The organism is Sphingomonas changbaiensis NBRC 104936 (genome assembly GCF_000974765.1).
Classification (GTDB): domain Bacteria; phylum Pseudomonadota; class Alphaproteobacteria; order Sphingomonadales; family Sphingomonadaceae; genus Sphingomonas_B; species Sphingomonas_B changbaiensis.
Window position 1 is genome coordinate 23119 of sequence record NZ_BBWU01000042.1, and the last position, 21267, is coordinate 44385.

The 21267-nt window shown below is 67.7% G+C and carries 23 protein-coding genes and 1 tRNA gene; 9 read left to right on the forward strand and 15 right to left on the reverse strand.

Translation table 11 applies throughout. The annotated features are described in order from the left end of the window. Positions 1–47 precede the first annotated feature (47 nt). Both SCH01S_RS10685 and SCH01S_RS10690 read right to left on the reverse strand, forming a co-directional pair. Entirely contained in the window at positions 48–1364 is a 1317-nt protein-coding gene (locus tag SCH01S_RS10685; protein ID WP_046348802.1) for a metal-dependent hydrolase family protein, read from the reverse strand. A gap of 116 nt (positions 1365–1480) precedes the next feature. Then, complete coding sequence (locus tag SCH01S_RS10690) at positions 1481–1780, reverse strand: DUF1244 domain-containing protein (RefSeq protein ID WP_046348894.1); 300 nt, start codon at positions 1778–1780, stop codon at positions 1481–1483. 72 nt (positions 1781–1852) lie between these two features. Here SCH01S_RS10690 and pyk point away from each other — a divergent pair, with 72 nt between their 5' ends. Continuing rightward, a complete protein-coding gene (gene pyk / locus SCH01S_RS10695; RefSeq protein ID WP_046348803.1) occupies positions 1853–3310 on the forward strand; it encodes a pyruvate kinase in 1458 nt (485 codons plus the stop codon). A gap of 94 nt (positions 3311–3404) precedes the next feature. On the opposite strand, the gene SCH01S_RS10700 is transcribed toward pyk, so the two are convergent. Next, complete coding sequence (locus SCH01S_RS10700) at positions 3405–3767, reverse strand: hypothetical protein (protein WP_046348895.1); 363 nt, start codon at positions 3765–3767, stop codon at positions 3405–3407. Between the two features lie 112 nt (positions 3768–3879). On the opposite strand from SCH01S_RS10700, the gene SCH01S_RS10705 reads away from it, so the two are divergent. Continuing rightward, positions 3880–4878, forward strand: coding sequence for an adenosine kinase (locus tag SCH01S_RS10705; RefSeq protein WP_046348804.1), 999 nt, complete (start codon positions 3880–3882; stop codon positions 4876–4878). 44 nt (positions 4879–4922) lie between these two features. On the opposite strand, the gene SCH01S_RS10710 is transcribed toward SCH01S_RS10705, so the two are convergent. The 9 genes from SCH01S_RS10710 to SCH01S_RS10750 form a co-directional block, all read right to left on the reverse strand. Next, entirely contained in the window at positions 4923–6464 is a 1542-nt protein-coding gene (locus SCH01S_RS10710) for an amino acid permease (RefSeq protein ID WP_046348805.1), read from the reverse strand. A 105-nt stretch (positions 6465–6569) separates the two neighbouring features. Next, entirely contained in the window at positions 6570–6947 is a 378-nt protein-coding gene (locus SCH01S_RS10715; RefSeq protein ID WP_046348806.1) for a histidine triad nucleotide-binding protein, read from the reverse strand. Beyond that, the gene (locus tag SCH01S_RS10720; protein WP_046348807.1) at positions 6937–7389 is read right to left on the reverse strand and encodes a low affinity iron permease family protein; all 453 of its coding nucleotides are present in this window, start codon (positions 7387–7389) and stop codon (positions 6937–6939) included. The genes SCH01S_RS10715 and SCH01S_RS10720 overlap by 11 nt, the downstream gene beginning before the upstream one ends. 64 nt (positions 7390–7453) lie before the next feature. Next, positions 7454–9121: an ATP-binding protein gene (locus SCH01S_RS10725; RefSeq protein ID WP_046348808.1), complete on the reverse strand. Its 1668-nt coding sequence runs from the start codon at positions 9119–9121 to the stop codon at positions 7454–7456. A 56-nt stretch (positions 9122–9177) separates the two neighbouring features. Further along, on the reverse strand, positions 9178–9933 hold the full coding sequence (locus SCH01S_RS10730) for a TIGR02186 family protein (RefSeq protein WP_046348809.1): 756 nt from the start codon (positions 9931–9933) through the stop codon (positions 9178–9180). Then, on the reverse strand, positions 9930–10844 hold the full coding sequence (locus SCH01S_RS10735; RefSeq protein WP_046348810.1) for a sulfite exporter TauE/SafE family protein: 915 nt from the start codon (positions 10842–10844) through the stop codon (positions 9930–9932). The genes SCH01S_RS10730 and SCH01S_RS10735 overlap by 4 nt, the downstream gene beginning before the upstream one ends. Before the next feature lie 58 nt (positions 10845–10902). Further along, positions 10903–11874: a hypothetical protein gene (locus tag SCH01S_RS10740; RefSeq protein WP_046348811.1), complete on the reverse strand. Its 972-nt coding sequence runs from the start codon at positions 11872–11874 to the stop codon at positions 10903–10905. After that, positions 11871–13241 (reverse strand): glycosyl transferase family protein, encoded by a 1371-nt coding sequence (locus SCH01S_RS10745; protein WP_046348812.1) that lies wholly within the window; start codon positions 13239–13241, stop codon positions 11871–11873. Before SCH01S_RS10745 ends, SCH01S_RS10740 begins: the two co-directional genes overlap by 4 nt. Positions 13242–13299: 58 nt before the next feature. Beyond that, on the reverse strand, positions 13300–14433 hold the full coding sequence (locus SCH01S_RS10750; protein WP_157032900.1) for a serine hydrolase domain-containing protein: 1134 nt from the start codon (positions 14431–14433) through the stop codon (positions 13300–13302). 25 nt (positions 14434–14458) lie between these two features. On the opposite strand from SCH01S_RS10750, the gene SCH01S_RS10755 reads away from it, so the two are divergent. Genes SCH01S_RS10755 through SCH01S_RS10770 form a run of 4 tightly spaced genes read left to right on the forward strand, consistent with a single transcriptional unit; the run spans position 14459 to position 17326 of the window. After that, positions 14459–15634 (forward strand): MBL fold metallo-hydrolase, encoded by a 1176-nt coding sequence (locus SCH01S_RS10755; RefSeq protein ID WP_046348813.1) that lies wholly within the window; start codon positions 14459–14461, stop codon positions 15632–15634. A gap of 2 nt (positions 15635–15636) precedes the next feature. Next, positions 15637–16536 carry a DMT family transporter gene (locus SCH01S_RS10760; RefSeq protein WP_046348814.1) on the forward strand — a complete coding sequence of 300 codons (900 nt, stop codon included), beginning with the start codon at positions 15637–15639 and terminating at the stop codon, positions 16534–16536. Then, positions 16533–17012 (forward strand): GNAT family N-acetyltransferase, encoded by a 480-nt coding sequence (locus SCH01S_RS10765; protein ID WP_046348815.1) that lies wholly within the window; start codon positions 16533–16535, stop codon positions 17010–17012. Before SCH01S_RS10760 ends, SCH01S_RS10765 begins: the two co-directional genes overlap by 4 nt. After that, positions 17012–17326, forward strand: a complete 315-nt coding sequence (locus tag SCH01S_RS10770) for a DMT family transporter (protein ID WP_046348816.1) — start codon at positions 17012–17014, stop codon at positions 17324–17326. The genes SCH01S_RS10765 and SCH01S_RS10770 overlap by 1 nt, the downstream gene beginning before the upstream one ends. Here the strand turns inward: SCH01S_RS10770 and SCH01S_RS15895 are convergent. Then, a complete protein-coding gene (locus SCH01S_RS15895; RefSeq protein ID WP_052733903.1) occupies positions 17310–17846 on the reverse strand; it encodes a hypothetical protein in 537 nt (178 codons plus the stop codon). The two genes, SCH01S_RS10770 and SCH01S_RS15895, sit on opposite strands and share 17 nt — an antisense overlap. 204 nt (positions 17847–18050) lie before the next feature. Further along, positions 18051–18125, reverse strand: a tRNA-Gly gene (locus SCH01S_RS10780). A gap of 141 nt (positions 18126–18266) precedes the next feature. On the opposite strand from SCH01S_RS10780, the gene SCH01S_RS10785 reads away from it, so the two are divergent. The 3 genes from SCH01S_RS10785 to SCH01S_RS10795 are packed head-to-tail and all read left to right on the forward strand — an operon-like array spanning position 18267 to position 19980. Further along, complete coding sequence (locus tag SCH01S_RS10785; RefSeq protein ID WP_046348898.1) at positions 18267–19163, forward strand: tetratricopeptide repeat protein; 897 nt, start codon at positions 18267–18269, stop codon at positions 19161–19163. Next, on the forward strand, positions 19163–19792 hold the full coding sequence (locus SCH01S_RS10790; RefSeq protein WP_046348817.1) for an LON peptidase substrate-binding domain-containing protein: 630 nt from the start codon (positions 19163–19165) through the stop codon (positions 19790–19792). Before SCH01S_RS10785 ends, SCH01S_RS10790 begins: the two co-directional genes overlap by 1 nt. Continuing rightward, positions 19789–19980 (forward strand): Trm112 family protein, encoded by a 192-nt coding sequence (locus tag SCH01S_RS10795; protein ID WP_046348818.1) that lies wholly within the window; start codon positions 19789–19791, stop codon positions 19978–19980. The genes SCH01S_RS10790 and SCH01S_RS10795 overlap by 4 nt, the downstream gene beginning before the upstream one ends. Positions 19981–20056: 76 nt before the next feature. Here the strand turns inward: SCH01S_RS10795 and SCH01S_RS10800 are convergent, their stop codons facing one another. Then, entirely contained in the window at positions 20057–21262 is a 1206-nt protein-coding gene (locus tag SCH01S_RS10800) for an FAD-dependent monooxygenase (RefSeq protein WP_046348819.1), read from the reverse strand. Positions 21263–21267: the final 5 nt, after the last annotated feature.

The following is a 21267-nucleotide window of genomic DNA, read 5'->3' on the forward strand; positions in this document are numbered from 1 at the left end:
CGGGGGTTACGGTGAAGGCGCGGCCTTAGGCGAACCGGGCCTTCGCCTCAAGGCAAAGGCTGCCGCTGTCCGCCCAGCTTTTCGACCACGCCGTGGCGCATCACGAAATCGACGTGCTCGAGCCGCCGCACATCGTCGAGCGGACTTGCCGAGACGGCGATCACGTCGGCGAATTTGCCGGGTTCGAGCGTGCCGATCCGATCGGACTGGCCCAGCAGATCGGCGGCGCTGACGGTCGCCGCGCGGATCGCCTGCATCGGCGTCATCCCGGCCTGGACCATCAGCGCGAACTCCTTCGCATTCTCGCCGTGTTTCGACACGCCGGTGTCGGTGCCGAAGGCGATCTTCACGCCGGACGCGATCGCGCGCTTGTGGCTCGCCAGGGCCGCCGCCGCCGCTTCCTCGGCCTTCGGGATCGAGGCAGGCGGCAGCGCGCCCGACCGCGCCTGGGCGAGTGCGGCGACCGGCGCGAGCATCGTCGGCACCAGATAGGTGCCGTGCGCCTTGAACAGCTTGACTGTATTTTCGTCCTGGAATGTGCCGTGCTCGATCGAATCGGCGCCGGCTTCGATGGCCGCCTCGATGCCTTCCTTGGCGTGGGCATGGACCGCGACCCTGCGGCCGAAGCTGTGCGCGGTCTCGACGATCGCCTTCATTTCCTCCGGCGTCATCTGCCGGCCGAGCCCGCCGGCCACGTTCGAGAGCACGCCGCCGGTCGCGGCGAACTTGATCACCAGCGCGCCCATCCGGATCTGGTCCCGCACCGCCCGCCGGCAATCGTCCGGGCCGTTGCAGACATTCACCTGATGCTGATGCTCGGCTTCGTAGAGGTCGCGATTGACGCCGTTGATGTCGCCGTGCCCGCCCGAGACGGAGATCATCTGCCCGGCATTGACGATCGACGGTCCTTCCAGATCGCCGCGGTCGATCGCATCGCGGAGCGCGCGGATGCCGCGCGGCTCCCCGCCCAGATCGCGCACGGTGGTGAAGCCCGCCTCGACCGTCTCGCGCGCATGGTTGGCGGCGAGCAGCACATTGTCCTCATAGTCGCGATTGGCCGCGGTCAGGCGCTCGTGCAGCGGATCGCCGTCCGAATAGAAATGGACGTGCATGTCGATCAGGCCCGGCAGCACGAAGCCGTTGCGCAGATCGACCAAAGTGGCGCCCGCCTCCGGCGCGACGAAGCCGTCGCGCAGCTCGGCAATCTTGTCTCCGCGCACGATGATCGTGGTCGCACCGCGGGGCGCGGTTCCCGGCGTGGCGAGCACGGCGCCGGCCTGGATATAGGTGACGCGCGGCGCGACCTGCGCAGGCGCGGCGCTCGCGAGTAGAACGGCCAACGCGGCGGTGACGAACGGCTTCATTAATAAGTCCCCCTCCTCGGTTCGGGCTGAGCCTGTCGAAGCCCTCCCTTTGATTTCTCCCGCGCCCTAAGAAGAAGGGAGGCCTTCGACAAGCTCAGGCCGAACCGGGTGGAGGATCACAACCCCAGTTCCCGGTTCCGCCTCAGGCTCTCCTCCATCCGCGCCAGCTGCTCCGGTGTCGCGGCGCTCTGATGCGCCGCTTTCCACTCCGTATATGGCATTCCGTAGACCGCCTCGCGTCCCTGGTCCCGGGTCAGCGCGCCCTCGCTCGCTTCGGACAGCCAATCGCCCAGGCAATTGCGGCAGAAGCCGGCCAGGCCCATCAGATCGACGTTCTGGGCGTCGGTACGCTGCTGCAGGTGATGGACCAGCCTTCGGAACGCAGCGGCGGCCGCCGCATCGCTATATTCGACCATCCGATCCTCCTCCGGGTTGATCCGCGGCGGATAGCCGGTAGGACGCCGCTGTCCAACGGGAAGCGAGAACACATGGCGACAAGCGTCGAACCCCGGTCCCGCAAGGTCCGCATCCTGGCGACGCTGGGCCCTGCCAGCCGCAGTCCGGAGATGATCGAGCGGCTGTTCCGCGCCGGCGCCGATGCGTTCCGCGTGAACATGAGCCACGGTGCCCAGGCCGATCACGCGCAGACGATCGCCAACATCCGCGCGCTCGAAAAGACGCTGGGCCGACCGACGACGATCCTGGTCGACCTGCAGGGACCGAAGCTGCGCGTCGGCACGTTCGCCGATGGCATGGCGATGCTGAAGACGGGGCAGGAGTTCGTGCTCGACCGCGACACTGCACCGGGCGATGCGAACCGGGTATGCCTGCCCCACCGCGAGCTGTTCATCGCGCTGGAAGCCGGATCGCGCCTGCTGCTCGACGACGGCAAGCTCGTGCTGCGCGTGACCAGCGCCACGCATGACCGGATCGAGACAAAGGTCGAAGTCGGCGGCGCGCTCAGCAACAACAAGGGACTGAACGTCCCCGACGTGGTGGTGCCGCTCGCGGCGTTGACGGAAAAGGACCGCTCCGACCTCGCCTTCGCGCTCGATCACGATATCGACTGGGTGGCGCTGAGCTTCGTGCAGCGGCCCGAGGATGTGGCCGAGGCGCGGCGCATGATTCAGGGCCGGGCGGCCTTGCTCGCGAAGATCGAGAAGCCGGCGGCGCTGGAACGGCTGGAGCCGATCCTGGAACTCGCCGACGCCGTGATGGTCGCGCGCGGCGATCTGGGCGTGGAGCTGCCGCCGCAGGACGTGCCGCCGATGCAAAAGCGGATCGTCGAATGCGCAAGGCGGATGGGCCGCCCGGTCGTGGTCGCGACGCAGATGCTCGAATCGATGATCAAGTCGCCGACGCCGACCCGCGCCGAAGTGTCGGACGTTGCGACCGCGATTTACGACGGCGCCGACGCGGTGATGCTGTCGGCCGAAAGCGCGGCCGGCGACTGGCCCGAGGAATCGGTCGCGATGATGAATTCGATCGCGAACGCGGTCGAGCGCGATCCCGGCTATGCCGCGCGCGTCCATTTCACCGAAACCCGGCCGGACCCGACCACCGCCGACGCGCTGGCGGAAGCCGCCGGCGCGATCGCCAAGACGGTGTCGGCGGCGGCGATCATCTGCTTCACCTCCTCAGGCTCGACCGCGCGGCGGATCGCGCGCGAGCGGCCGTCGGTGCCGCTGCTGGTGCTCACCCCGAAGCTGGAGACGGCGCGGCGCCTTGGCATCCTCTGGGGCGTGCACGCGGTGCGCACCAAGGACGTCGTCTCGTTCGAAGACATGATCGCCAAGTCTAAACGCATGGCGCTCCGTCACAACATGGCGAAGGCCGGCGACCGCGTGATCGTCATGGCCGGCGTGCCGTTCGGGACGCCGGGATCGACCAACGTTCTCCACGTCGCCCGGATCGTCGGCGACGAGCTGAAGCGCCACCAAGGCTAGTTGGCCCCCAAAATCCGTTCGCTTCGAGCGCAGTCGAGAAGCGAGATCCCGGAGCAGCCGTTTCTCGACTTCGCTCGAAACGAACGGCGCCGGCTTACCTCTTCTTCGCCGCGATCAGGGCGGCGACGCAGCTTGCGCGGTCGATATCGCGGCCGTCGGGCTGGCGGGCATCGACATAGGTGACGACCGGCTCGTGCCGCCCCTTGGGGTAAAGATAGGCATCGAGCACGCAGATCGGTCCGGCGAACTGGAGCTTGCGGCCCGGGCCTTCGCGCACGTCGAGGTCGGGCTCGCCGAACAGGGCCTCCAGGCTGCGCGCATCATGCCCTAGCACCCGTTCGAGGCCTGCGGTCGAGATCACCGGCGGCGTCGGCTCGGGCCCCTGGATCGCCTGGGGCGCCGAAACGCAGCCCGCGAGCAGCAGGGCCGAACCTCCGATTGTGATCGCGCTACGCATTCCCCCGATCACCACGAGCGACCGGCGGGCGCAAGGGCCTGCATGACCAAGCGGTTTGACCTGCCGCCAATCCGCATTATGCGCACGCCCAAGTCCATATCCGGAGAAACGAGTGACCCCCGCCACCTATGATGTCGTCGCGATCGGCAACGCGATCGTCGACGTGATCGCCCGCGCCGACGATGCTTTCATTGCCGAAAACGGCTTGCGCAAAGGCTCGATGCAGCTGCTGTTTTCGACCGACGAAGCCGAGGCGCTGTACGAGCGGATGGGGCCGGGGATCGAGACCAGCGGCGGATCGGCCGCGAACACGCTCGCGGGCCTGGCCGCGCTGGGGTTGAACTGCGGGTTCATCGGCCAGGTCGCCGACGATCAGCTGGGCACCGTCTTCACCCACGACATGCGCGCCCAGGGCGTCCGCTTCGACACGAGCCCGCGACCGGGCGACCCGCCGACCGCGCGCTGCCTGATCGTCGTGACGCCCGACGGCCAGCGGACGATGAACACCTTTTTGGGCGCATCGCAGTTCCTGCCGGCAGGCGCGCTCAGCCACGATCTGATCTCGGACGCGGCGATCCTCTACCTGGAAGGCTATCTCTGGGATCCGGAAGAACCCCGCGGCGCGATGCGGCGGGCGATCGAGACCGCCAAGCAGGCCGGCCGCCGCGTGGCCTTCACCCTGTCAGACGTGTTCTGCATCGAGCGGCACCGCGCCGACTTCCTGAGCCTGATCGCCGACGGATCGATCGACATCCTGTTCGCCAACGAGAACGAATTGCTTTCGCTTGAGGAAAGCGAGGATTTCGAGGGCGCGGTCGCTTCCCTGTCGGCGCGCGTGCCGCTGCTGGTCGTGACGCGCAGCGAGCATGGCGCGATCGCGGTGAAGAATGGCGAGCGCGCCGCGGTTCCCGCCGAGCCGATCGACGCGGTCGTCGACACGACGGGCGCGGGTGATCTGTTCGCGGCGGGCTTTCTCGCCGGTCAGGCCCGCGGGCGCTCGCTTGAGGACAGCCTGACGATCGGCGCCATCTGTGCGGCCGAAGTGATCAGCCATGTCGGCCCGCGCCCGCAGGCCGACATCAAGGCGATGGTGGAAGCGCGGCTGGGCTGATCCAGTGTAAGCCCCTCCCCTTCAGGGGAGGGGCTAGTTTTGGCTTACTCCGCCGGCTTCTGCGCCAGTTCCGGCTGCAGGTTCGGATCGGAATCCACCTCGACGATGCCGCGGCCGACGTGGCTGCGGCTCCGGCTGTAGGCGAAATAGATTACGAGGCCGACGGCACCCCACACGATCAGGACCAGCTTGGCCAGGGTCGGCAGGTTCAGGTACAGGCCGATGCAGCCGATAATCGCCAGCGGCGCGACGATGTTGACGGCCGGCGTGCGGAACGGCCGATGGCGGGCAGGATCCCTGCGCCGGAGGACCATCACTGCCAGCGCGACCATCGCGAACGCGAACAGCGTGCCCGAATTCGAATAGTCCGCGAGCTTGCCGACCGGCAGGAACGCCGCCGCCAATGTCACGACGATGCCGGTGAAGGCGGTCACGACGTGCGGGGTCTTGAACTTCGGGTGGACGCTGGCGAGCTTGCCCGGGAGCAGACCGTCGCGCGCCATGACGAAGAAAATGCGGGTCTGGCCGAACATCATCATCAGCACGACGGACGGCAACGCGACGAAGGCCGCGATGCCCATCAGATCGCCAATCCGCTGGTATCCGACCGAGCGCAGCACGTGCGCCAGCGCTTCCTTCGAGCAGACGAGCGGCTCTGCCAGGCCGGTGGCCACCACCGACTGGCACTTTGCGGTCAGTTCGCTGGTCCCCGGCGCGAGGACCGCGCCGGCTGCATCCCGAAGCGGCTGCGCGCCCAGCGGCGAGCCGATCGCGCCGGCCGCGACCAGCAGATAGAAGACGGTGCAGAACAGCAGCGATCCGATCAAGCCGATCGGCACGTTGCGCTGCGGATTCACGGTCTCTTCGGCAGCGGTCGAGACCGCGTCGAAGCCGACATAGGCGAAGAAGATCGAGGCCGCGGCGCCGACCACGCCATAGGTGCCCCATCCGTTCGGAATGAACGGTTCGAAATGGGCGCCGTTCAGCACCGGCAATGTGAGCGCGACGAACACCGTCAGCGCGACCACCTTCACCAGCACGAGAATGGCGGTGACGCGGGCGCTTTCCTGCGTGCCTACGATCAGCAGGCCGGTGATCAGCAGCGAGATCACGACGGCCGGGAGATTGAGGATGCCGCCGCCGTCTGGGCCCGCGGCCAGTGCGAGGGGAATGTCCAATCCCCAACTCTTCATCAGGCCGACGAAATAGCCGGACCAGCCGACCGCGACCGCGCTGGCGCCGACCGCATATTCGAGGATCAGCGCCCAGCCGACCATCCAGGCGAGCAGCTCGCCCATCACCGCATAGGTGTAGGTGTAGGCCGATCCCGCGACCGGCACCATCGAGGCAAGCTCGGAATAGCAGAGCGCCGCGACTGCGCAGACCGCACCCGCGATCACGAAGCTGATCATCATCGCCGGGCCGGCCTTTTGCGCGGCTTCGGCAGTGAGCACGAAAATACCGGTGCCGATCACCGCACCGATGCCGAGCAAGGTCAGCTGGAAAGCGCCGAGCGAGCGGTGCAGGCCTTTCTTTTCGGCGGTTGCGAGAATGGCGTCGAGTGACTTGGTGCGCCCGAATAACATGCCTTACGATCCCCTAGTCGCGCGCCGGAGGCGCCGCGCGTTTGTGGCGGAGAAACCTAGAGGCTATTTGGGCACACGCAACATTTATCGGCGCTGAAGCGCCTTCTAACGAGCCAGCATCGGTCCAAGCGGCCGGCCACCGAAGATGTGCACATGCAGGTGCGGCACTTCCTGATGGCTGTCCGGGCCGGTATTCGCCAGCAGCCGATACCCCGGTTCGACCAGGCCGGCATCGCGGGCGATCCGGCCGACCGCACGCACGAAACCGGCAATCTCCGCCTCGCTCGCCTTCGAGGAGAAATCGTCCCACGACACATAGGCGCCTTTCGGGATCACCAGGATGTGCTGCGGCGCCTGCGGGTTGATGTCGTGAAAGGCGAGCGCGTGCTCGTCTTCATAGACTTTGCTGCAGGGAATCTCGCCGCGCAGGATGCGCGCGAAAATGTTTTCGGGATCGTAAGCGACCGTCGCGTCAACCGGCATTGGCCTTCCTCGCCTCCATTCGGCGAATGCGGTAATGGCGTTTCAGCAAACGGTCCACGCTGTCGTCGGCAGTCTTCTGCTTGTCCTGCGCATCGCCGACTTCCTTTTCCAGCGCGTCCCGGATTTCGCAGATTTCCAGATCGGTCAGATGCTCGATGCCGATGAACTGCTCGCGCGCCTTGTCGACAGAGCGGATCAGTTCGTCGAGCTTCGCCTGCATGGCCGAGGCGTCGCGATTCTGGCTGTTCTGGATCAGGAACACCATCAGGAAGGTGACGACCGTCGTCGCCGTGTTCACGATCAGCTGCCACGTGTCCGAATAGTGGAAGACCGGGCCCGTCGCGGCCCAGACGATGATGAGCCCCAGCGCGAAGACGAACGTGATTGGCTGACCCGAAGCGTTCGCGATCCGGGTGGCGATATGCGTGAAAATCTTGTCCATTTTGCAGGCGTCCGATCGGTCGTAACGCCTGTGCAACGCATATCTTGAGAATCGGTGCCGCGCGTCAGCGTCCCTGGCTGCGCCAGCGCTTGATCGTGCGGGCGACGCTGTCTTCCTCGCCGCCGGTCCGCTTCCACAGTTCCGAGAACAGCGGATCGCCCGATGCCGGCCGCTTATGCTCCTCCAGCGTGTCGAGCGCGACACGGATCGGGATCGACACGCCTTCGCCGCAGATGACTGCCTCGCGGTTGCGGAGCGCCGGAATCGAATCGAGGAAGCCGCGCGACCCTTCGGGCATCGCCGCCTTCACGAACGCCTGGTCGCGTTCGTTGTTGAGGCGCATCGCGATGATCGTGCCGCACTGCGACAGCACGCCTTCGGCCAGATCCGACGGCCGTTGCGTGATCAGGCCCAGCGAGACGCCGTATTTGCGGCCTTCCTTCGCGATCCGGCTGAGGATGCGGCCGACCGACGAGCCGTCGGCATTGCGCTCGCTCGGCACATAGCGGTGCGCTTCCTCGCACACCAGCAACACCGGCCGCTGCTGCTCTCCGCGCGACCAGATCGCGTGATCGAACACCATCCGGCTGAGCACGGCGACCACCACGGACGTGATTTCGGACGGGACGCCCGACACGTCGATGATCGAGATCGGCTTGCCGTTGCCGGGCAGGCGGAACACGCGCGAGATGAACTCGGCCATCGTGTCCGCCACCAGCATGCCGGAGAACATGAAGCTGTAGCGTGGATCGGCCTTGATCTCGTCGATCTTGGTCTTGAGCCTGAGATAGGGGGCGCTGTCGCCCGCCTTGTCCAGCTTACCCATTTCGAGCTGGATCAGGTTGGTGAGGTCGCTCAGCAAATAGGGAATCGGCGAATCGACCGTCAGCTTGGCGACGCCCTCGGCCGCACGGTTCTTCGACTTGGCCGCGAGAATGCACTTGGCGAGAATGTCCGCGTCCATCTGGCGATTCGAGCCCGACGAGGTGACGAACACCTCGCAATGTTCTTCGAAGTTCATCAGCCAATAGGGCATCGCCAAATTGCTGACGTCGTAGATCGCGCCATTGCCTTCGAACGCTGCCGAATATTCGCCGTGCGGGTCGATCATCACGATATGGCCCTCGGGCGCCATGTCGCAGATCCGGTGGAGGATCAGCGCGGCGGAGGTCGACTTGCCAGTGCCGGTCGAGCCCAGCAGCGCGAAATGCTTGCCGAGCAGCGCGTCGACGAACAGCGCGCCGCGGATGTCGCGGGTCGGGAACACGGTGCCGACCTCGATGTGCGGGCGCTCCGCCGCGGCGTACATTTCCTTCATGTCGAGGCTGCTGACCGGATGGACCTCGGCGCCTGGCGCGGGATAGCGGGTGACGCCGCGCCGGAATTTGTACAATCGCCCGGTCAGCCGCTCCTCATCGCCTTCGCCTAGAAAGTCGACCTGCGCCATGATCGCGCCGCTGGGCGGATCGAGCCGCAGCGAGCGCACGCTCGCCACCAGCCATACCGCGCCGACCTTGATCTTGACCTGCGCCCCGACCTGACCGCTCATCGCGACGCTTGGGTCCGGATGCCCGGCCAGTCCGTCGATCACGTGCTTGTGAAGCAGGATCTGCGAATTGGACCCGGCGATCTCGAACACCGATCCGATCGCCGTGCTGGCCGCCGCGGCATGACCCGCGGCTTCGTTGCTGGCGTCGTCCTGGAACTGGGCCGGGCTGGGTGTGAGATCCATGATCGGGTCCTTGGGGCAAATGACCCGTCGCACTTACTTCGTGGCGGTAAAGAAAATCAGAACCGCCGGAACAGCGCCCCCGCAGCCCAGCCGAGCCCGATCGAAAGCGCGACGGCAACGATTCCATAGATGAAGCCATGGTCCGCGGCCGCACGTGCGACATATTGCTCGAACCCCGACTTCTGGATGTTGATGTCGCGGACCGCCGCTGCGATCACGCGGCCGTCCTGGATCAGGAAGGTTTCCGCCGTGTAGGTGCCGACGGGCACCCGCGCCGGAATGCGGATGCGCGCGCGGTAGAGAACGCCGTCGGTGATCCGAACCGCCCCCGGCTGCTGGTCGTAGAGATTGTTGCGCTGGCGCAGATCGACCAGGCCATTCTCGAACCGGTTGGCCTTGTCCGGCGTGTCGGCGTCGGCGGGCGAGAGCTGCAGGTTGCGAATGCCGAGCTCGTAGATCGCCGCGGTGCGCTCATCGACCAGCTGTTCCAGCGGACGCGACGTCGCGACAGCGTAGAAGGACGGCGCCGAGCGGAAGCTCGCGCTGTCGGCGTTGACCCAGATGCCGGCGACCTTCTGCTTTTCGCGCACCCGGATCGGCTCGACCGGGCCTTTGACGACAACGGCGATATCGGCCGGCCGATCGGGCGTCCGGCCGCCCGGATAGACGATCGCGCCGAACAGCAGCAGCTCCGCCCCGGTAAAGCTATAGACGATCTGGATGTCGCGCTGCGACACGTCGGGCACCAGCACCGGCTTTGCCGCGCCGAGCAGGGTTGGCGCGAACAGCGCAAGCGCCGCGATCCGCTTCACGACGCCTGCACCGTGTAGATCTCGTCCGGCCGCCAGCCGAGCCCGATCGCCATCCGGATCGCCACGACCAGCACCAGCGCCGCGAGCAGCAGGCGCAGGAAGTCGGGCTTGACCCGCTGGGCCAGGATCGCGCCCAATTGCGCGCCGACCACCGAGCCGATCAGCAGCAGCGCCGCCAGCACGATATCGACCGCGTGGGTCGTGATCGAATGGATCAGCGTCGTCGCCGCCGTCACGAACAGGATCTGGAACAAGGATGTGCCGACCACCACCCGCGTGCCCATGCCGAGCAGATAGATCATCGCCGGGACCATGATGAACCCGCCGCCGATGCCCAGCAGCACCGTCATGATACCCGTGACGACGCCGAGCAGCATCGGCGCGAGCGGAGAAATGTAGAGGCCGGACGCGTAGAAGCGCCAGCGCAGCGGCAGTGCGGCGACTAAAGCGTGGTGGCGACGCTTCAACGCGGGGGGGGCATCCTCCCGGCGCACGGCGCGCAAGGTGCGGATCGCATCGCGCATCATCAGACCGCCGATGCCGCCCAGCAGCACGACGTAAAGCAGGTTGATGACGGTATCGATCTGTCCCGTCGCCTGCAGCAGGCGGAACAGGAAGGCGCCCAGCAGCGAGCCGATCAGGCCGCCCCCGACCAGCACCCAGCCCATCTGCGTGTCGACCCCGCCGCGACGGAAATGTGCGAACACGCCGGAGACGCTGGCGCCGGTCACCTGGCTTGCCGCCGATGCCGCAGCGACGGTCGGCGGGATGCCGTAGAAGATCAGGAGCGGCGTCGTCAGGAATCCGCCGCCGACACCGAACAGGCCGGAGAGCACGCCCACGCCCAATCCCAGCGCGACGATGACGAGCGCGTTCACGGACAGGTTCGCGATCGGCAGGTAAAGGTCCATGCGCTCCCCGTTACGGCTGCTTCGTCCTATCGGGCCGAACGCCCAAGCGGAAGCGCGATCAGAAATCCGCGCCGATCGACAGCGCCGGCCCGGAGCCCGGCAGTGCGTGACCCGCAATGCGCGCGCGCCACTCGGCGCCGACGCGCAGGCCGCCGTTCCCGACCGGCACATGCGCAACGAGCTGCGGGCCGATATCGAGCCGCGCCGCGCCCGGCTGGGCGCCGCCCCAGGCGCCGGCGCCCGCCGCGATCCTCAACCTGCCGGTTCCCAACAAGGCCCGCTCGACCCGGAGCGCGCCGTCAACGTAAGGATCGCGCCGCCGCAGCCCGACCAGGCCCGCCTGTCCATAGCCGTCGATCCGGGCGTCCAGGGGCAGCGCCACGTCGATGCCGCCGAACAGCCCTGCGGCAAACGCACCCCGCCCGCCGCGATCCAGGCCTGCGCGCCGCTCGATCGTGAAGGTCAGCGGCACGCGCCGGATCGGCCGCCAGTCCAGCGCCACCGCCGCTTCCTTGCCGAACCGCGAACGCAGCGGGCCGGAGACCCGGACCGCCGCCGCCAATCCCGATCCGAGGTCGTAGCGCACGCGCACGCCGGTCTGGCTGCCGCCTAACTGCCCGGCAGAGGCGAGCCCCGGCCCAGCCGTGCCGCGCAGGATTGCCCAGGCCGAGACACTGACGCGATGCTGCTGTTTCGGTGCCGGCAACGGTTGCGGAAGATAGATCGGCGCCAGCTGCTGTCGCGGCACATCCGGCTGAATCGGACGGGCTGGCGATGCGGCCGCGAGTGGCTGCTGGGATGACGTCACCACCGCTGCCAGAACAGCGGTCGCTTCCTGTCGGTCAAGCACCAGCATTGCGGGCGGCGACAGCTCAGCCGGGGGCGGCGCCGGGACCGACGTCAGCGCAGGCTGCCAGGCGATCTGCCGTGGCCTGTCGGGGGCGCTCCGCTCCGGCCACAGCATCACCGTCCGCACCGCCGCCCAGCCGGCCGCGACGGCGAACAGGAATGCGACCGGGCCGAGCTTCATTCGGCGGGCATCGCCTTGGGAAAGCGATGGTCGGTCTTGTCCCAGACCAAAGGCGCGCCGCGCGCGAGACGCAAATAGGATTGCAGCGCCCGTCGGGCCGACGCCATCGCAATGAAGTTCCCGAGCAGCACGCGCGGGATCGAGCGCAACCCTTCGCCAACACCATAAGCATGGGCGACAAAAGCGGCACGGATGAGCAGGCGCCAGAGCATCAAGCCGGTGCAGAGACCGAACAACATCTCTTCAACGGGGCCGAAAGCCGGCGCCTGGCCCGTCCAGTTCAATACCGCCCAGCTTGCGCCCGAGAGATAAGCGCAGAGCAGAACCAAAGCAGCGAGGATCGCGCGCCGGTCTCGGAAACGCATCCAATGCTCGGCAAGGTTGCCGCGCCAGCCGAGCCGCGTCCAGCCGGAGAGCGCGATGCCCGCCTGCCACCGCGCTTTCTGTCGAACGGCGGCTGGAACCGTATCGGGAAAATGCGCGCGCACCGCGACCGCGGCGCCGCCCTTCCTGCCCGGCAACCGCACGAAAATACCGCGCCCGCCCATCTCGCGGATGCGCAACCCCAGCTCGTAATCCTCGGTGACGCTGCCCTCGTCGAACGGTGCGCCATGGGCTTCCGCGATTCGGTCGAGCGCAGCGCGCGCGAAGCCACACCCCACGCCCGCCGACGGCACGGCTGCCCCAATCGCCTCGCGCACGATCAGCTGTTTGCCGTGGCTCTCTGCAAACTCGTCGGCATAGGTGGAGGACACCGCGCGCGCCCACCATCCGCGCCCGCGCTCGATCAGCGGCAGCACTGGTAGCTGCACCAGGTCGAAGCGCCCGCAGAGCGCGGCATAGATGCCGATCTCGGCCGCATGGACCACATCTTCGGCGTCGTGCAGCGCGACCGCGACGACGTCGATCTCGTCGTCGAGCAGCGCGCGCCACACCGCGTTGAGGTTATCCGCCTTGGTCGTGGGGCCCGGCCGCGAATTGAGCACGGGGCGGACCTTCGCGTCGCCCGCGGCAACGTGCTGGACGGCCGCCCAGGTCTCCGAGTCATTGGGATAGCAACCGACATAGATGCGGCAATCGGCGTCGGCCCACCGGGCGAGCGCTGTTTCCAGCATCGGTCCGATCACCGCCCCTTCCTTCCACGCCGGCACGAACACCGCGACGGTTCCGCGACCCGAGAGCCGTTCAGCATCGGCGCGTTTGTGGCGCGTGTAGACGGCGAGGCGGCGCCACAGCGTCCGCGCCAGCCAGATCAGGTCGATCGCAAGATCGTCGACCCCGCCCAGCGCGATTCCCACCGCCGCGAACAGCGCCAGTTCATGCGTCGCCTGGGCGATTGCCCAGACGGCTCCTTCGGCAGCCCCCATGCCGATCCCCCTGCTTCGTTACGGGGTCATCACGAGCTTTGACCGACAAAGCAAGCCCTTAGCGGGCGAGCGCCTCTTCGGCGGCGGTGAAGGCAGAGCGGCCCTTCGGCGCATTGTCGGGAACGGCGGTCACGAAATAGGCGACGCCGCGCCCACTCTGCCGATCGATCCAGAGGCCGGAGCGCAGACCATAGGCATCGCCTGAATGCCCGACACGCCTGATCCCATCACCGAACGGATCGTCCCGGCAGCCAGGCGTCGCAAGGCTATGCACGGCGAGGCCATAGGTGCAGTAATAGCCCTTCTCGGTCTCGCCATTGCGGCCGTCGAACCGCCACTCCGGCCCGATCAGCAGCGCGACCGACGCGGGCGACAGGAAGCCATCGCCGTCCTTCAGCAGCATCTGCCCGATCCGCGCGAGTCCCGCCGCCGAAATACGCGCGCCGCCCTGCGGGCTGAACAGCGCGCCATTGCTGCCGGGAACGTAGCGGGTAAGGTCGCACGCCGGATCAGGCGACAGCACCGGGCAATCCGGACGTGTGCCGTTCAGATCGTCGCGGACGACCGCGCCGTGGCCGTCGCGCAGCACCACCGCGTGCGCGACGGCGGTGTCGCTGCATGTCGTCCAGTTGAAGCAGGCGTCGATCGCGAGCGGCTCGAACACCAGCCGCGCCATCAAGGCATCGAACCGCTCGCCCGTTGCCGCCTCCATCACCGAGGCGACCACCGGGAAATTGATATTGCCGTATCGAAAGAAGCTGCCGGGGGGATGTTCGGCATCCCAGGCCTTTGGGTCGGCCAGCGCCTCGCGGATGGTCTTTCCGAGCGGAATCGCGTAATCGACATCGTCCTTCAGGCTGGAGCGGTGCGACAGCAACAGCCGAAGCGTGATCGGCCGATCGGGAAAGTTCGGGTTGTGCAGGCTCCAGCCGAGCCAGCGCGACACGTCGCTGTCGAGGTCGAGCGTCCCTGCCTCGACGAGTCGCATCACGCCCAGCGCGGTGATCAGCTTCGAAATCGACGCGACCCGAACCGGATCGTCAGCGCCCGCGCCGCGCGCGCTGACTCCGGTGATGCGGTCCCGGTCAAACGCGACCCGCACGGCGACGCTGGCCGGGCTCGGCCGCGGCAGCGAGGCGCAGGCCGACAGCAAAGCGGTTGCGGCGAGGATCAGGAGCCTTATGCGCATCATTTCGGGCGGAGAATGGCGACAGAGCATGGGGCGCGCAATCGGTCGGGTGTTGAAGTGGCTTGGCACAAGCGTGCTGTTCGCGATCATCGCGGCGTGCCTCGCGATCGTGCTGGTGCCGCCCTTCCTCGACCGCGTCTATTATCGCGGGCCCGTCAGCAGCCATTTCGACGGCCAGCGCTTCTTCAATCCGGACGGCGACGACACCTTCCGGCCACCAGCAGGACGGAGCCGCGGCGGCTTCCTGCTGCGGTTCGTGACCGGCAGCGACGACCGCCCGGCCTGGCCCGACAGCGTTCCGGTGACGCCAAGCCGCCCGCCGGCCCGCGTAGAGGGCGAACGGATGCTCGTCACCTGGATCGGTCATTCGTCAGTCCTGGTGCAGACCGCCGGCCTCAATATCCTGACCGACCCGGTGTGGAGCGAAACCGCAGGCCCGTTCGGCTTCGGCCCCCGCCGCGTGACCCGGCCGGGCGTGCGCTTCGAGGACCTGCCCAGGATCGACCTCGTCCTCCTCAGCCACAATCACTACGATCATTTCGACCTGGCGACGCTCGAGCGGCTGTGGAAACGCGACCGGCCGCTGATCGTCACGCCGCTCGGCAACGACGCGATCCTGCGCAGCCGCGGCATAGCAAGCTTGGAGCGGGATTGGGCCGGACGCGTTCGCGGCCATGGCGGGATCGACGTGGTGGTCACCCGCAACCACCATTGGGATAGCCGCTGGTTCACCGATCGCAACCGTGCGCTCTGGTCGAGCTTCGTCGTGCGGCTGCCAAGCGGCGGCAATTTGTTTTTCGCCGGCGACACCGGGCTGGGCGACGGTAAATGGCCCGAGGAGGCTGCACGCTACGGCCCGATACGCCTTGCGCTCATCCCGATCGGCGCCTTCCGGTTCGAGCCGCACCAGATGTCGATCGGCAGCCATATCGGCCCGATCGACGCCGCGACCGTGTTCCAGCGCCTCGGCGCCGCCCGCGCGATCGGCATCCATTGGGGCACGTTCCGCCTCAGCTACGAAGCCTATGACACGCCGCCGAAGCTGCTGCGCGAAGTGATGCGCTGCCGGGGCTATCCGGCGGGCCTGTTCGGCACGGTTGCGATCGGCCGTCCGGTCGAGATCGCACCCTACGCCCCGCCGCCTGCACCGCACCCGCTCGGCCCCGCTTGCCTCGACAGCCCGGCCGTGCAAGCGCTCCGCTGATCATGCCGTCGTCCAGGTCCATTGCGCTTCCGTTCGCTGCCGCGTGCCTGGGCATTGCCAGCTACACGGCGATGGACGCGGTGATGAAGGGCCTCTCGCTCTCCATCGGCGCCTATAATGCGACCTTCTGGCGCACGGTCGCCGGCTCGGTGCTCGGCGGCGCCCTGTTCTTCGGCCGCGGCCTCCCGCTTCCGCCGCGAAGCACGCTGAAGCTGCACTTCCTTCGCGGCGGAATCGTCTCGGTGATGGCGATCCTATGGTTCTGGGGCATCGCCCGTGTGCCATTGGCAGAGGCGATCGCGCTGTCCTTCATCGCGCCGTTGATCGCGCTCTATCTCGCCAGCCTGATCCTCGGCGAGAATATCCGGCCGCAGGCCGTGCTGGGGTCCGTGCTTGGCCTCGCCGGCGTCTCGGTGATGCTGGCGACGCGCGCCGGTGGCCATTACGGCGCCGACGCGCTGACCGGCGCAGGGGCCATTCTCTGCTCGGCCGTGCTCTACGCCTTCAATCTCGTTTTGATGCGCAAGCAGGCGCTGGTCGCCTCGCCGGTCGAAGTTGGCTTTTTCCAGAACCTGACGACCGCGCTGTTCCTGCTGCTCGCCGCGCCCTTCTTCGCGGTTGTGCCGGCAATCGAGCATGCGCCGCCGATCCTGCTGGCGGCGAGCCTTGCGCTTCTGTCGCTGCTGGTCCTGTCCTGGGCCTATGCGCGCGCCGAGGCGCAGTCGCTGCTGGTCGTCGAATATACCGGCTTCGGCTGGGGCGCCTTTTTCGGCTGGCTGGTGTTCGGCGAGGCGATCCGCCCGGCCGTGCTCGCCGGGACCGCGCTCATCATTTTCGGCTGCTACATCGCGGTCCGCGCGCCGCGCAGCCCCAAGGAAATGGCTCTGGAGGCAAATCTGTGACGCTCGACATCCGTTCTGCTCGGCCCGGCGACGAAGCGCAGGTGCTGCGCCTGATCAAGGCGCTCGCCGCCTATGAGCGCGAACCCGACGCGGTCGAGGCGACCGAAGAGACGCTTCGCGAGACTCTGTTCGGCCCCGGCGCTCAGGTGTTCGCCTTTCTCGCGGAACGGGACGGCAAGGTCGTCGGCCTGGCGCTGTGGTTCCTCACTTATTCGACCTGGACCGGCCGGCCGAGCCTGTATCTGGAAGATCTGTTCGTCGACGGTGCCGCGCGCGGGCACGGCGTTGCCCGCGCGCTGATGACTCGGCTCGCGCAGGAAGCGAAGGCGCGGAACTGCGCCCGGATGGACTGGGCCGTGCTCGACTGGAACGTCGATGCAATGGCCTTCTACGAGCGGCTCGGCGCGCGTCGGCAGACGGGTTGGGAACCATGGCGGCTGCACGGCGCGGCGCTCGATCAGCTGGCGGACAGCTGATGGCCTGGGCGCTGCTGATCCTCGGCGGATTGTTCGAAGTCGGCTTCACCACCTGCCTGCGCTTCGTCGAGGGGTTCCGCAACCTGCCCTGGACCTTGGGCTTCCTCGTCTCGGTCAGCCTGTCGATGGGGCTGCTGGAAGTCGCCTCGCGCTCGATCCCGATGGGGACGGCCTATGCGGTCTGGGGCGGGATCGGCGCGGTCGGCACGGTGCTGGTCGGCATCTGGTTCTTCGGCGAGGCGGCGACGCCGGTGCGGATCCTGCTGATCTTCGGCATCGTCGCCTGCATCGCCGGCCTCAAGCTGATCGCCTGACGAGGCCCGAGTCCCGCCGTGCGATCAGCGCGATCGGCAGCCCGACCAGCACCATGTGGGTGAACAGCGTCCCGATCAGCAACGGCAGATTGTTCCTCGGCTTGATCGCGCTGAAGCTGTCGCGCAACCGCGCCAGGAGCTCGCCGCCTTCGGGAGGAAACTGCCCGCTCGGATGCGCCGCCGAAAGCGGTGCGACGACATAGTTCATCGCCACATACAGGCCGAAGCCATAGATCAGCCCCCACAAAACCGGCCGTGCGATCAGCGCGGGCCAGTGCCGGGCGGCCCACACGAACACCGCGGCCATGCAGATCGCAATGCCGAAATGGGTGATGAGGCCCAGCAGCGCAGTCGCCCAGCCGCCCGCCATCGCCTCCGGCCGCCCCAGCCAGCCGGCGGCGACCGACTGCAGCACCTGCTCCGGCGTCAGCCCGAATGGCGGCATGCCGTAGACGATGAAGGCGTAGAAAATATCGAGCGCACCCGCGACCAGGCCGCCTTTGATGATTGCCGAACGCATTGCCCCTCCCCCCTGTGGTGTCGGCGCACGCTAACGGCGGGCGAACGGACTGCACGAGCCGTTCGACGAACGACATGGGGAGTCGGGCGAAGGTCGGGAGGGGGCGGCGTGGCCGAGCCACGCCGTCGGTCCTCGCTGAGGCGAGGCCGGCCGAGCTTGCGCATGGTCGAAATAGCTGCAGGCTATTTCTCGCCTGCGCTGCGCTGGAGCGGGCGAAGGGATTCGAACCCTCGACCCCGACCTTGGCAAGGTCGTGCTCTACCCCTGAGCTACGCCCGCTCTGGCGTCAGCCCCGGACAAGCGGGGCGGGTGAGGCGGCGCCAATAGCGGGGTCCGTCCCCCCACGCAAGCCCCTTGGCAGCGCGCCCCTTTCCACCACATAGGGGCGGCAACAACGGAGCAGACATGGCCAGTTTGGGACTGAGCGCCGCCGAGAAGGAAGCGATCGACGCATTCAAGCGCGACGTCGTCGAGCCATCGATGACGCAGCTCGTCATCCTCGATTTCTGGGCGGAATGGTGCGGGCCATGCAAGGCGCTGACGCCGGTGCTGGAGAAGGTCGCGGCCGACTATGCCGATCGCGGCGTGGTGCTGAAGAAGATCAACGTCGATGAGAATCAGATGATCGCGGCGCAATTCCGCGTTCAGTCGATCCCGACCGTCTATGCGCTGTTCCAGGGCCAGCTGGTCGCGGACCTGACCCCAGCGCGCACCGAAAAGCAGCTCGGCCAGTATCTCGACCAGCTGCTGAAGCAGCTGCCGATCCAGGGCGAGGCGCAGGCGCTTGAGGCCGAGCTGGAGCCGCTGATCGCGATGGGCGAGCAGGTGCTGGCCGAGGGCGATTCGGAGCGCGCCGTCGGCATCTTCAGCCAGCTGCGCGAGATGGCGCCCGAGGACCCGGCGGTAATCTCCGGCCTCGCACGCGCGCTGGTCGGCACCGGCCAGGCCGACGAGGCCGCCGCCGTGGTCGAGGCGCTTCCCGAAGCAGCGCGCAAGGACGCGGCCGTGGCGCGCGCGGAAAGCGCGATCGCCCTCGCCCGCGAAGCCCGGCCGGTCGACGATCTCGCGCCGCTGCAACAGCGCGTGACTGCCAATCCGGCCGATCTCGACGCGCGCTATGAGCTCGCCGGCGGTCTGATGGCGGCGGGCGATCGCGACGGCGCTGCCGACCAGCTGCTCGCGATCATCGAGGCGGACAAGGGCTGGAACGAAGGCGCCGCGCGCAGCCGGCTGCTGAAGCTGATGGAGGTCGTCGGCCTGGAAGACCCCTGGACCGCCGCCACCCGTCGCCGTCTCTCCGCGCTGCTGTTCACCTGATGGGCGAGATCACGCGCCTGTCCATCTTCCCCTTGGGCGGTGCGCTGCTGTTTCCGCGCATGCAGCTGCCGCTGCACATTTTCGAGCCGCGCTACCGCGCCCTGGTCAGCGATGCGATGGCGCGCGACCGCCGCATCGGCATGATCCAGCCACGTCCCGGGCCGGAAGGCGACGAGTCGCCGCCCTTGTTCGACGTGGGCTGCCTTGGCCGCATCGCCCATGTCGAGGCGCTTGACGACGGCCGCTACAATATCGTGCTGGAAGGCGTGGCGAAGTTCCGCCTCCGTTCCGAGCTCGCCGTCACGACGCCGTTCCGCCAGATCGAAGCCGAGCTGGAGGAAGACGTGCCCGCCGAACCCCTGGCGCTCGCCCAACGCGCCTCGCTGGAAGCCGAATCGCGCCGCTACGCCGACGCCCAGGGCTATGCGGTCGACTGGAACGCCGTCTCGCGCCTGGACGATGAGTCGCTGGTCAACGGGATCGCCCAGATCGCGCCGTTCGACGTCGCGGCCAAGCAGGCGCTGCTGGAAGCTGCCAATCTGGAGGAGCGCACCGAGCTGGTCATCCAGCTGATGCAGTTCTTCGGCCGCCACGCCGGCGACCATGACGATCCGGTGACGCTGCAATGATCGACGAAAAGCTGCTCGACATCCTGGTCTGCCCCGTCACGCGCACCAGGCTGCGCTATGACGAAGCCGCGCAGGAGCTGATCTCCGAAGCCGCCGGCCTGGCGTATCCCATCCGCGACGGCGTGCCCGTCATGCTGCCGGACGAAGCGCGGCACCTGGCTTCCCCTCCCGCTTGCGGGAGGGGCTAGGGGAGGGAACACTTCTTCCGCTCCGTCCAATTGACGGCTGGCCCACCCCCGCCCCTCCCGCAAGCGGGAGGGGAGATTACACCGTCAGCCCGCTCAGCAGTTTCGGCTTGTCGCCATATTCGCCGCGGGCTTCGGCCATGAAGAAGCTTTTCAGCGGCGTGATCCGCTGCACCGCGGACAGCCCGAACCGCCGCACGGCGGAGGCTGCGTCGCCCGGGATGCCGAACAGGCGGGCGAGGCCGTCGGTCGAGGCCGCGACCAGGAACGTGTCGAGACTGCGCCAGCGTTCGTAGCGCTTCAGCAGCTGCGCGTCGCCGAGATCGAGGCCGAGGCGCGCGCCTTCGACCAGCACTTCGGTCAGCGCCGCCGCGTCGCGCAGGCCGAGATTCAGGCCTTGCCCGGCGATCGGGTGGATGCCGTGCGCGGCGTCGCCCACCAGGGCCAAGCGCTGATCCGTGATCCGGCCTGCGTGATGGAAGCCGAGCGGATAAGTGGCCAACGGCGCGAGCAGGCTCAATTTGCCGAGCAGCCCGCCCATTTTCGCCTCAAGCTCGACGGCAAAGCCGCGGGGGCCGAGCTTCAGATAGCCCGGCGCATCCTCCTTCGCGACCGACCACACCAGAGCCGAGCGGTTGCCGGGCAGCATCGGCAGGATCGCGAACGGGCCGGTCGGATAGAAGATCTCGTAGGCGATATTCTCGTGCGGCTTTTCGTGCTCGACCGCGGCGATGATCGCGCTGTGCTCATATTGCCAGCGTGCGACCGTGATGCCGGCGGCTTCGCGCGTGGGCGAGTTGCGGCCCTCGGCGGCGATCAGCAACGGCGCGGTCAGTTCGCGTCCGTCCGCCAGGCGCACTGTGACGCCATGATCGCGGCGCACTGTCTCGACGGGGCGCGCGGGCATCAAAAGTTCGACCCGTTTGGCCTTCACCGCTGCGGCGTGGAGCGTCTGCCGGAGCAGCCGGTTCTCGAACATGATGCCGAGCGCGCCCTCGTCGGCGGCCGGTTCAAAATCGAGGGCGCCGGGTTTCAGGCCGTCGCTGACGCGGATCTGCGCGATCGGGCAGCCCTTTCCCTCCAGCCGCTCGTCCAGCCCGATCGCCTGCAGCATCTTCCAGCTCGCGCTCGCGATCGCCGAGGCGCGTCCGTCGAAGCCGGGCGCCAGCACGGTTTCCGGATTGGCGGGATCGATCACCGTCGCACTCAGTCCATGCGCGTCGAGCGCCAATGCGAGGGTCAGGCCCACCAGCCCGCCGCCCAGGATGATCACATCGCTCTGCATATCTG

Excerpts from the sequence above, each read along its gene's own strand:
- SCH01S_RS10685 (WP_046348802.1), bottom strand. The coding sequence starts at position 1,364 with ATGAAGCCGTTCGTCACCGCCGCGTTGGCCGTTCTACTCGCGAGCGCC.
- SCH01S_RS15895 (WP_052733903.1), bottom strand. The coding sequence starts at position 17,846 with ATGCGTTCGGCAATCATCAAAGGCGGCCTGGTCGCGGGTGCGCTCGAT.
- SCH01S_RS10715 (WP_046348806.1), bottom strand. The coding sequence starts at position 6,947 with ATGCCGGTTGACGCGACGGTCGCTTACGATCCCGAAAACATTTTCGCG.
- SCH01S_RS10750 (WP_157032900.1), bottom strand. The coding sequence starts at position 14,433 with ATGATGCGCATAAGGCTCCTGATCCTCGCCGCAACCGCTTTGCTGTCG.
- pyk (WP_046348803.1), top strand. The coding sequence starts at position 1,853 with ATGGCGACAAGCGTCGAACCCCGGTCCCGCAAGGTCCGCATCCTGGCG.
- SCH01S_RS10745 (WP_046348812.1), bottom strand. The coding sequence starts at position 13,241 with ATGGGGGCTGCCGAAGGAGCCGTCTGGGCAATCGCCCAGGCGACGCAT.
- SCH01S_RS10800 (WP_046348819.1), bottom strand. The coding sequence starts at position 21,262 with ATGCAGAGCGATGTGATCATCCTGGGCGGCGGGCTGGTGGGCCTGACC.
- SCH01S_RS10770 (WP_046348816.1), top strand. The coding sequence starts at position 17,012 with ATGGCCTGGGCGCTGCTGATCCTCGGCGGATTGTTCGAAGTCGGCTTC.
- SCH01S_RS10760 (WP_046348814.1), top strand. The coding sequence starts at position 15,637 with ATGCCGTCGTCCAGGTCCATTGCGCTTCCGTTCGCTGCCGCGTGCCTG.
- SCH01S_RS10740 (WP_046348811.1), bottom strand. The coding sequence starts at position 11,874 with ATGAAGCTCGGCCCGGTCGCATTCCTGTTCGCCGTCGCGGCCGGCTGG.
- SCH01S_RS10725 (WP_046348808.1), bottom strand. The coding sequence starts at position 9,121 with ATGGATCTCACACCCAGCCCGGCCCAGTTCCAGGACGACGCCAGCAAC.
- SCH01S_RS10790 (WP_046348817.1), top strand. The coding sequence starts at position 19,163 with ATGGGCGAGATCACGCGCCTGTCCATCTTCCCCTTGGGCGGTGCGCTG.
- SCH01S_RS10720 (WP_046348807.1), bottom strand. The coding sequence starts at position 7,389 with ATGGACAAGATTTTCACGCATATCGCCACCCGGATCGCGAACGCTTCG.
- SCH01S_RS10700 (WP_046348895.1), bottom strand. The coding sequence starts at position 3,767 with ATGCGTAGCGCGATCACAATCGGAGGTTCGGCCCTGCTGCTCGCGGGC.
- SCH01S_RS10755 (WP_046348813.1), top strand. The coding sequence starts at position 14,459 with ATGGGGCGCGCAATCGGTCGGGTGTTGAAGTGGCTTGGCACAAGCGTG.
- SCH01S_RS10795 (WP_046348818.1), top strand. The coding sequence starts at position 19,789 with ATGATCGACGAAAAGCTGCTCGACATCCTGGTCTGCCCCGTCACGCGC.
- SCH01S_RS10735 (WP_046348810.1), bottom strand. The coding sequence starts at position 10,844 with ATGGACCTTTACCTGCCGATCGCGAACCTGTCCGTGAACGCGCTCGTC.
- SCH01S_RS10690 (WP_046348894.1), bottom strand. The coding sequence starts at position 1,780 with ATGGTCGAATATAGCGATGCGGCGGCCGCCGCTGCGTTCCGAAGGCTG.
- SCH01S_RS10710 (WP_046348805.1), bottom strand. The coding sequence starts at position 6,464 with ATGTTATTCGGGCGCACCAAGTCACTCGACGCCATTCTCGCAACCGCC.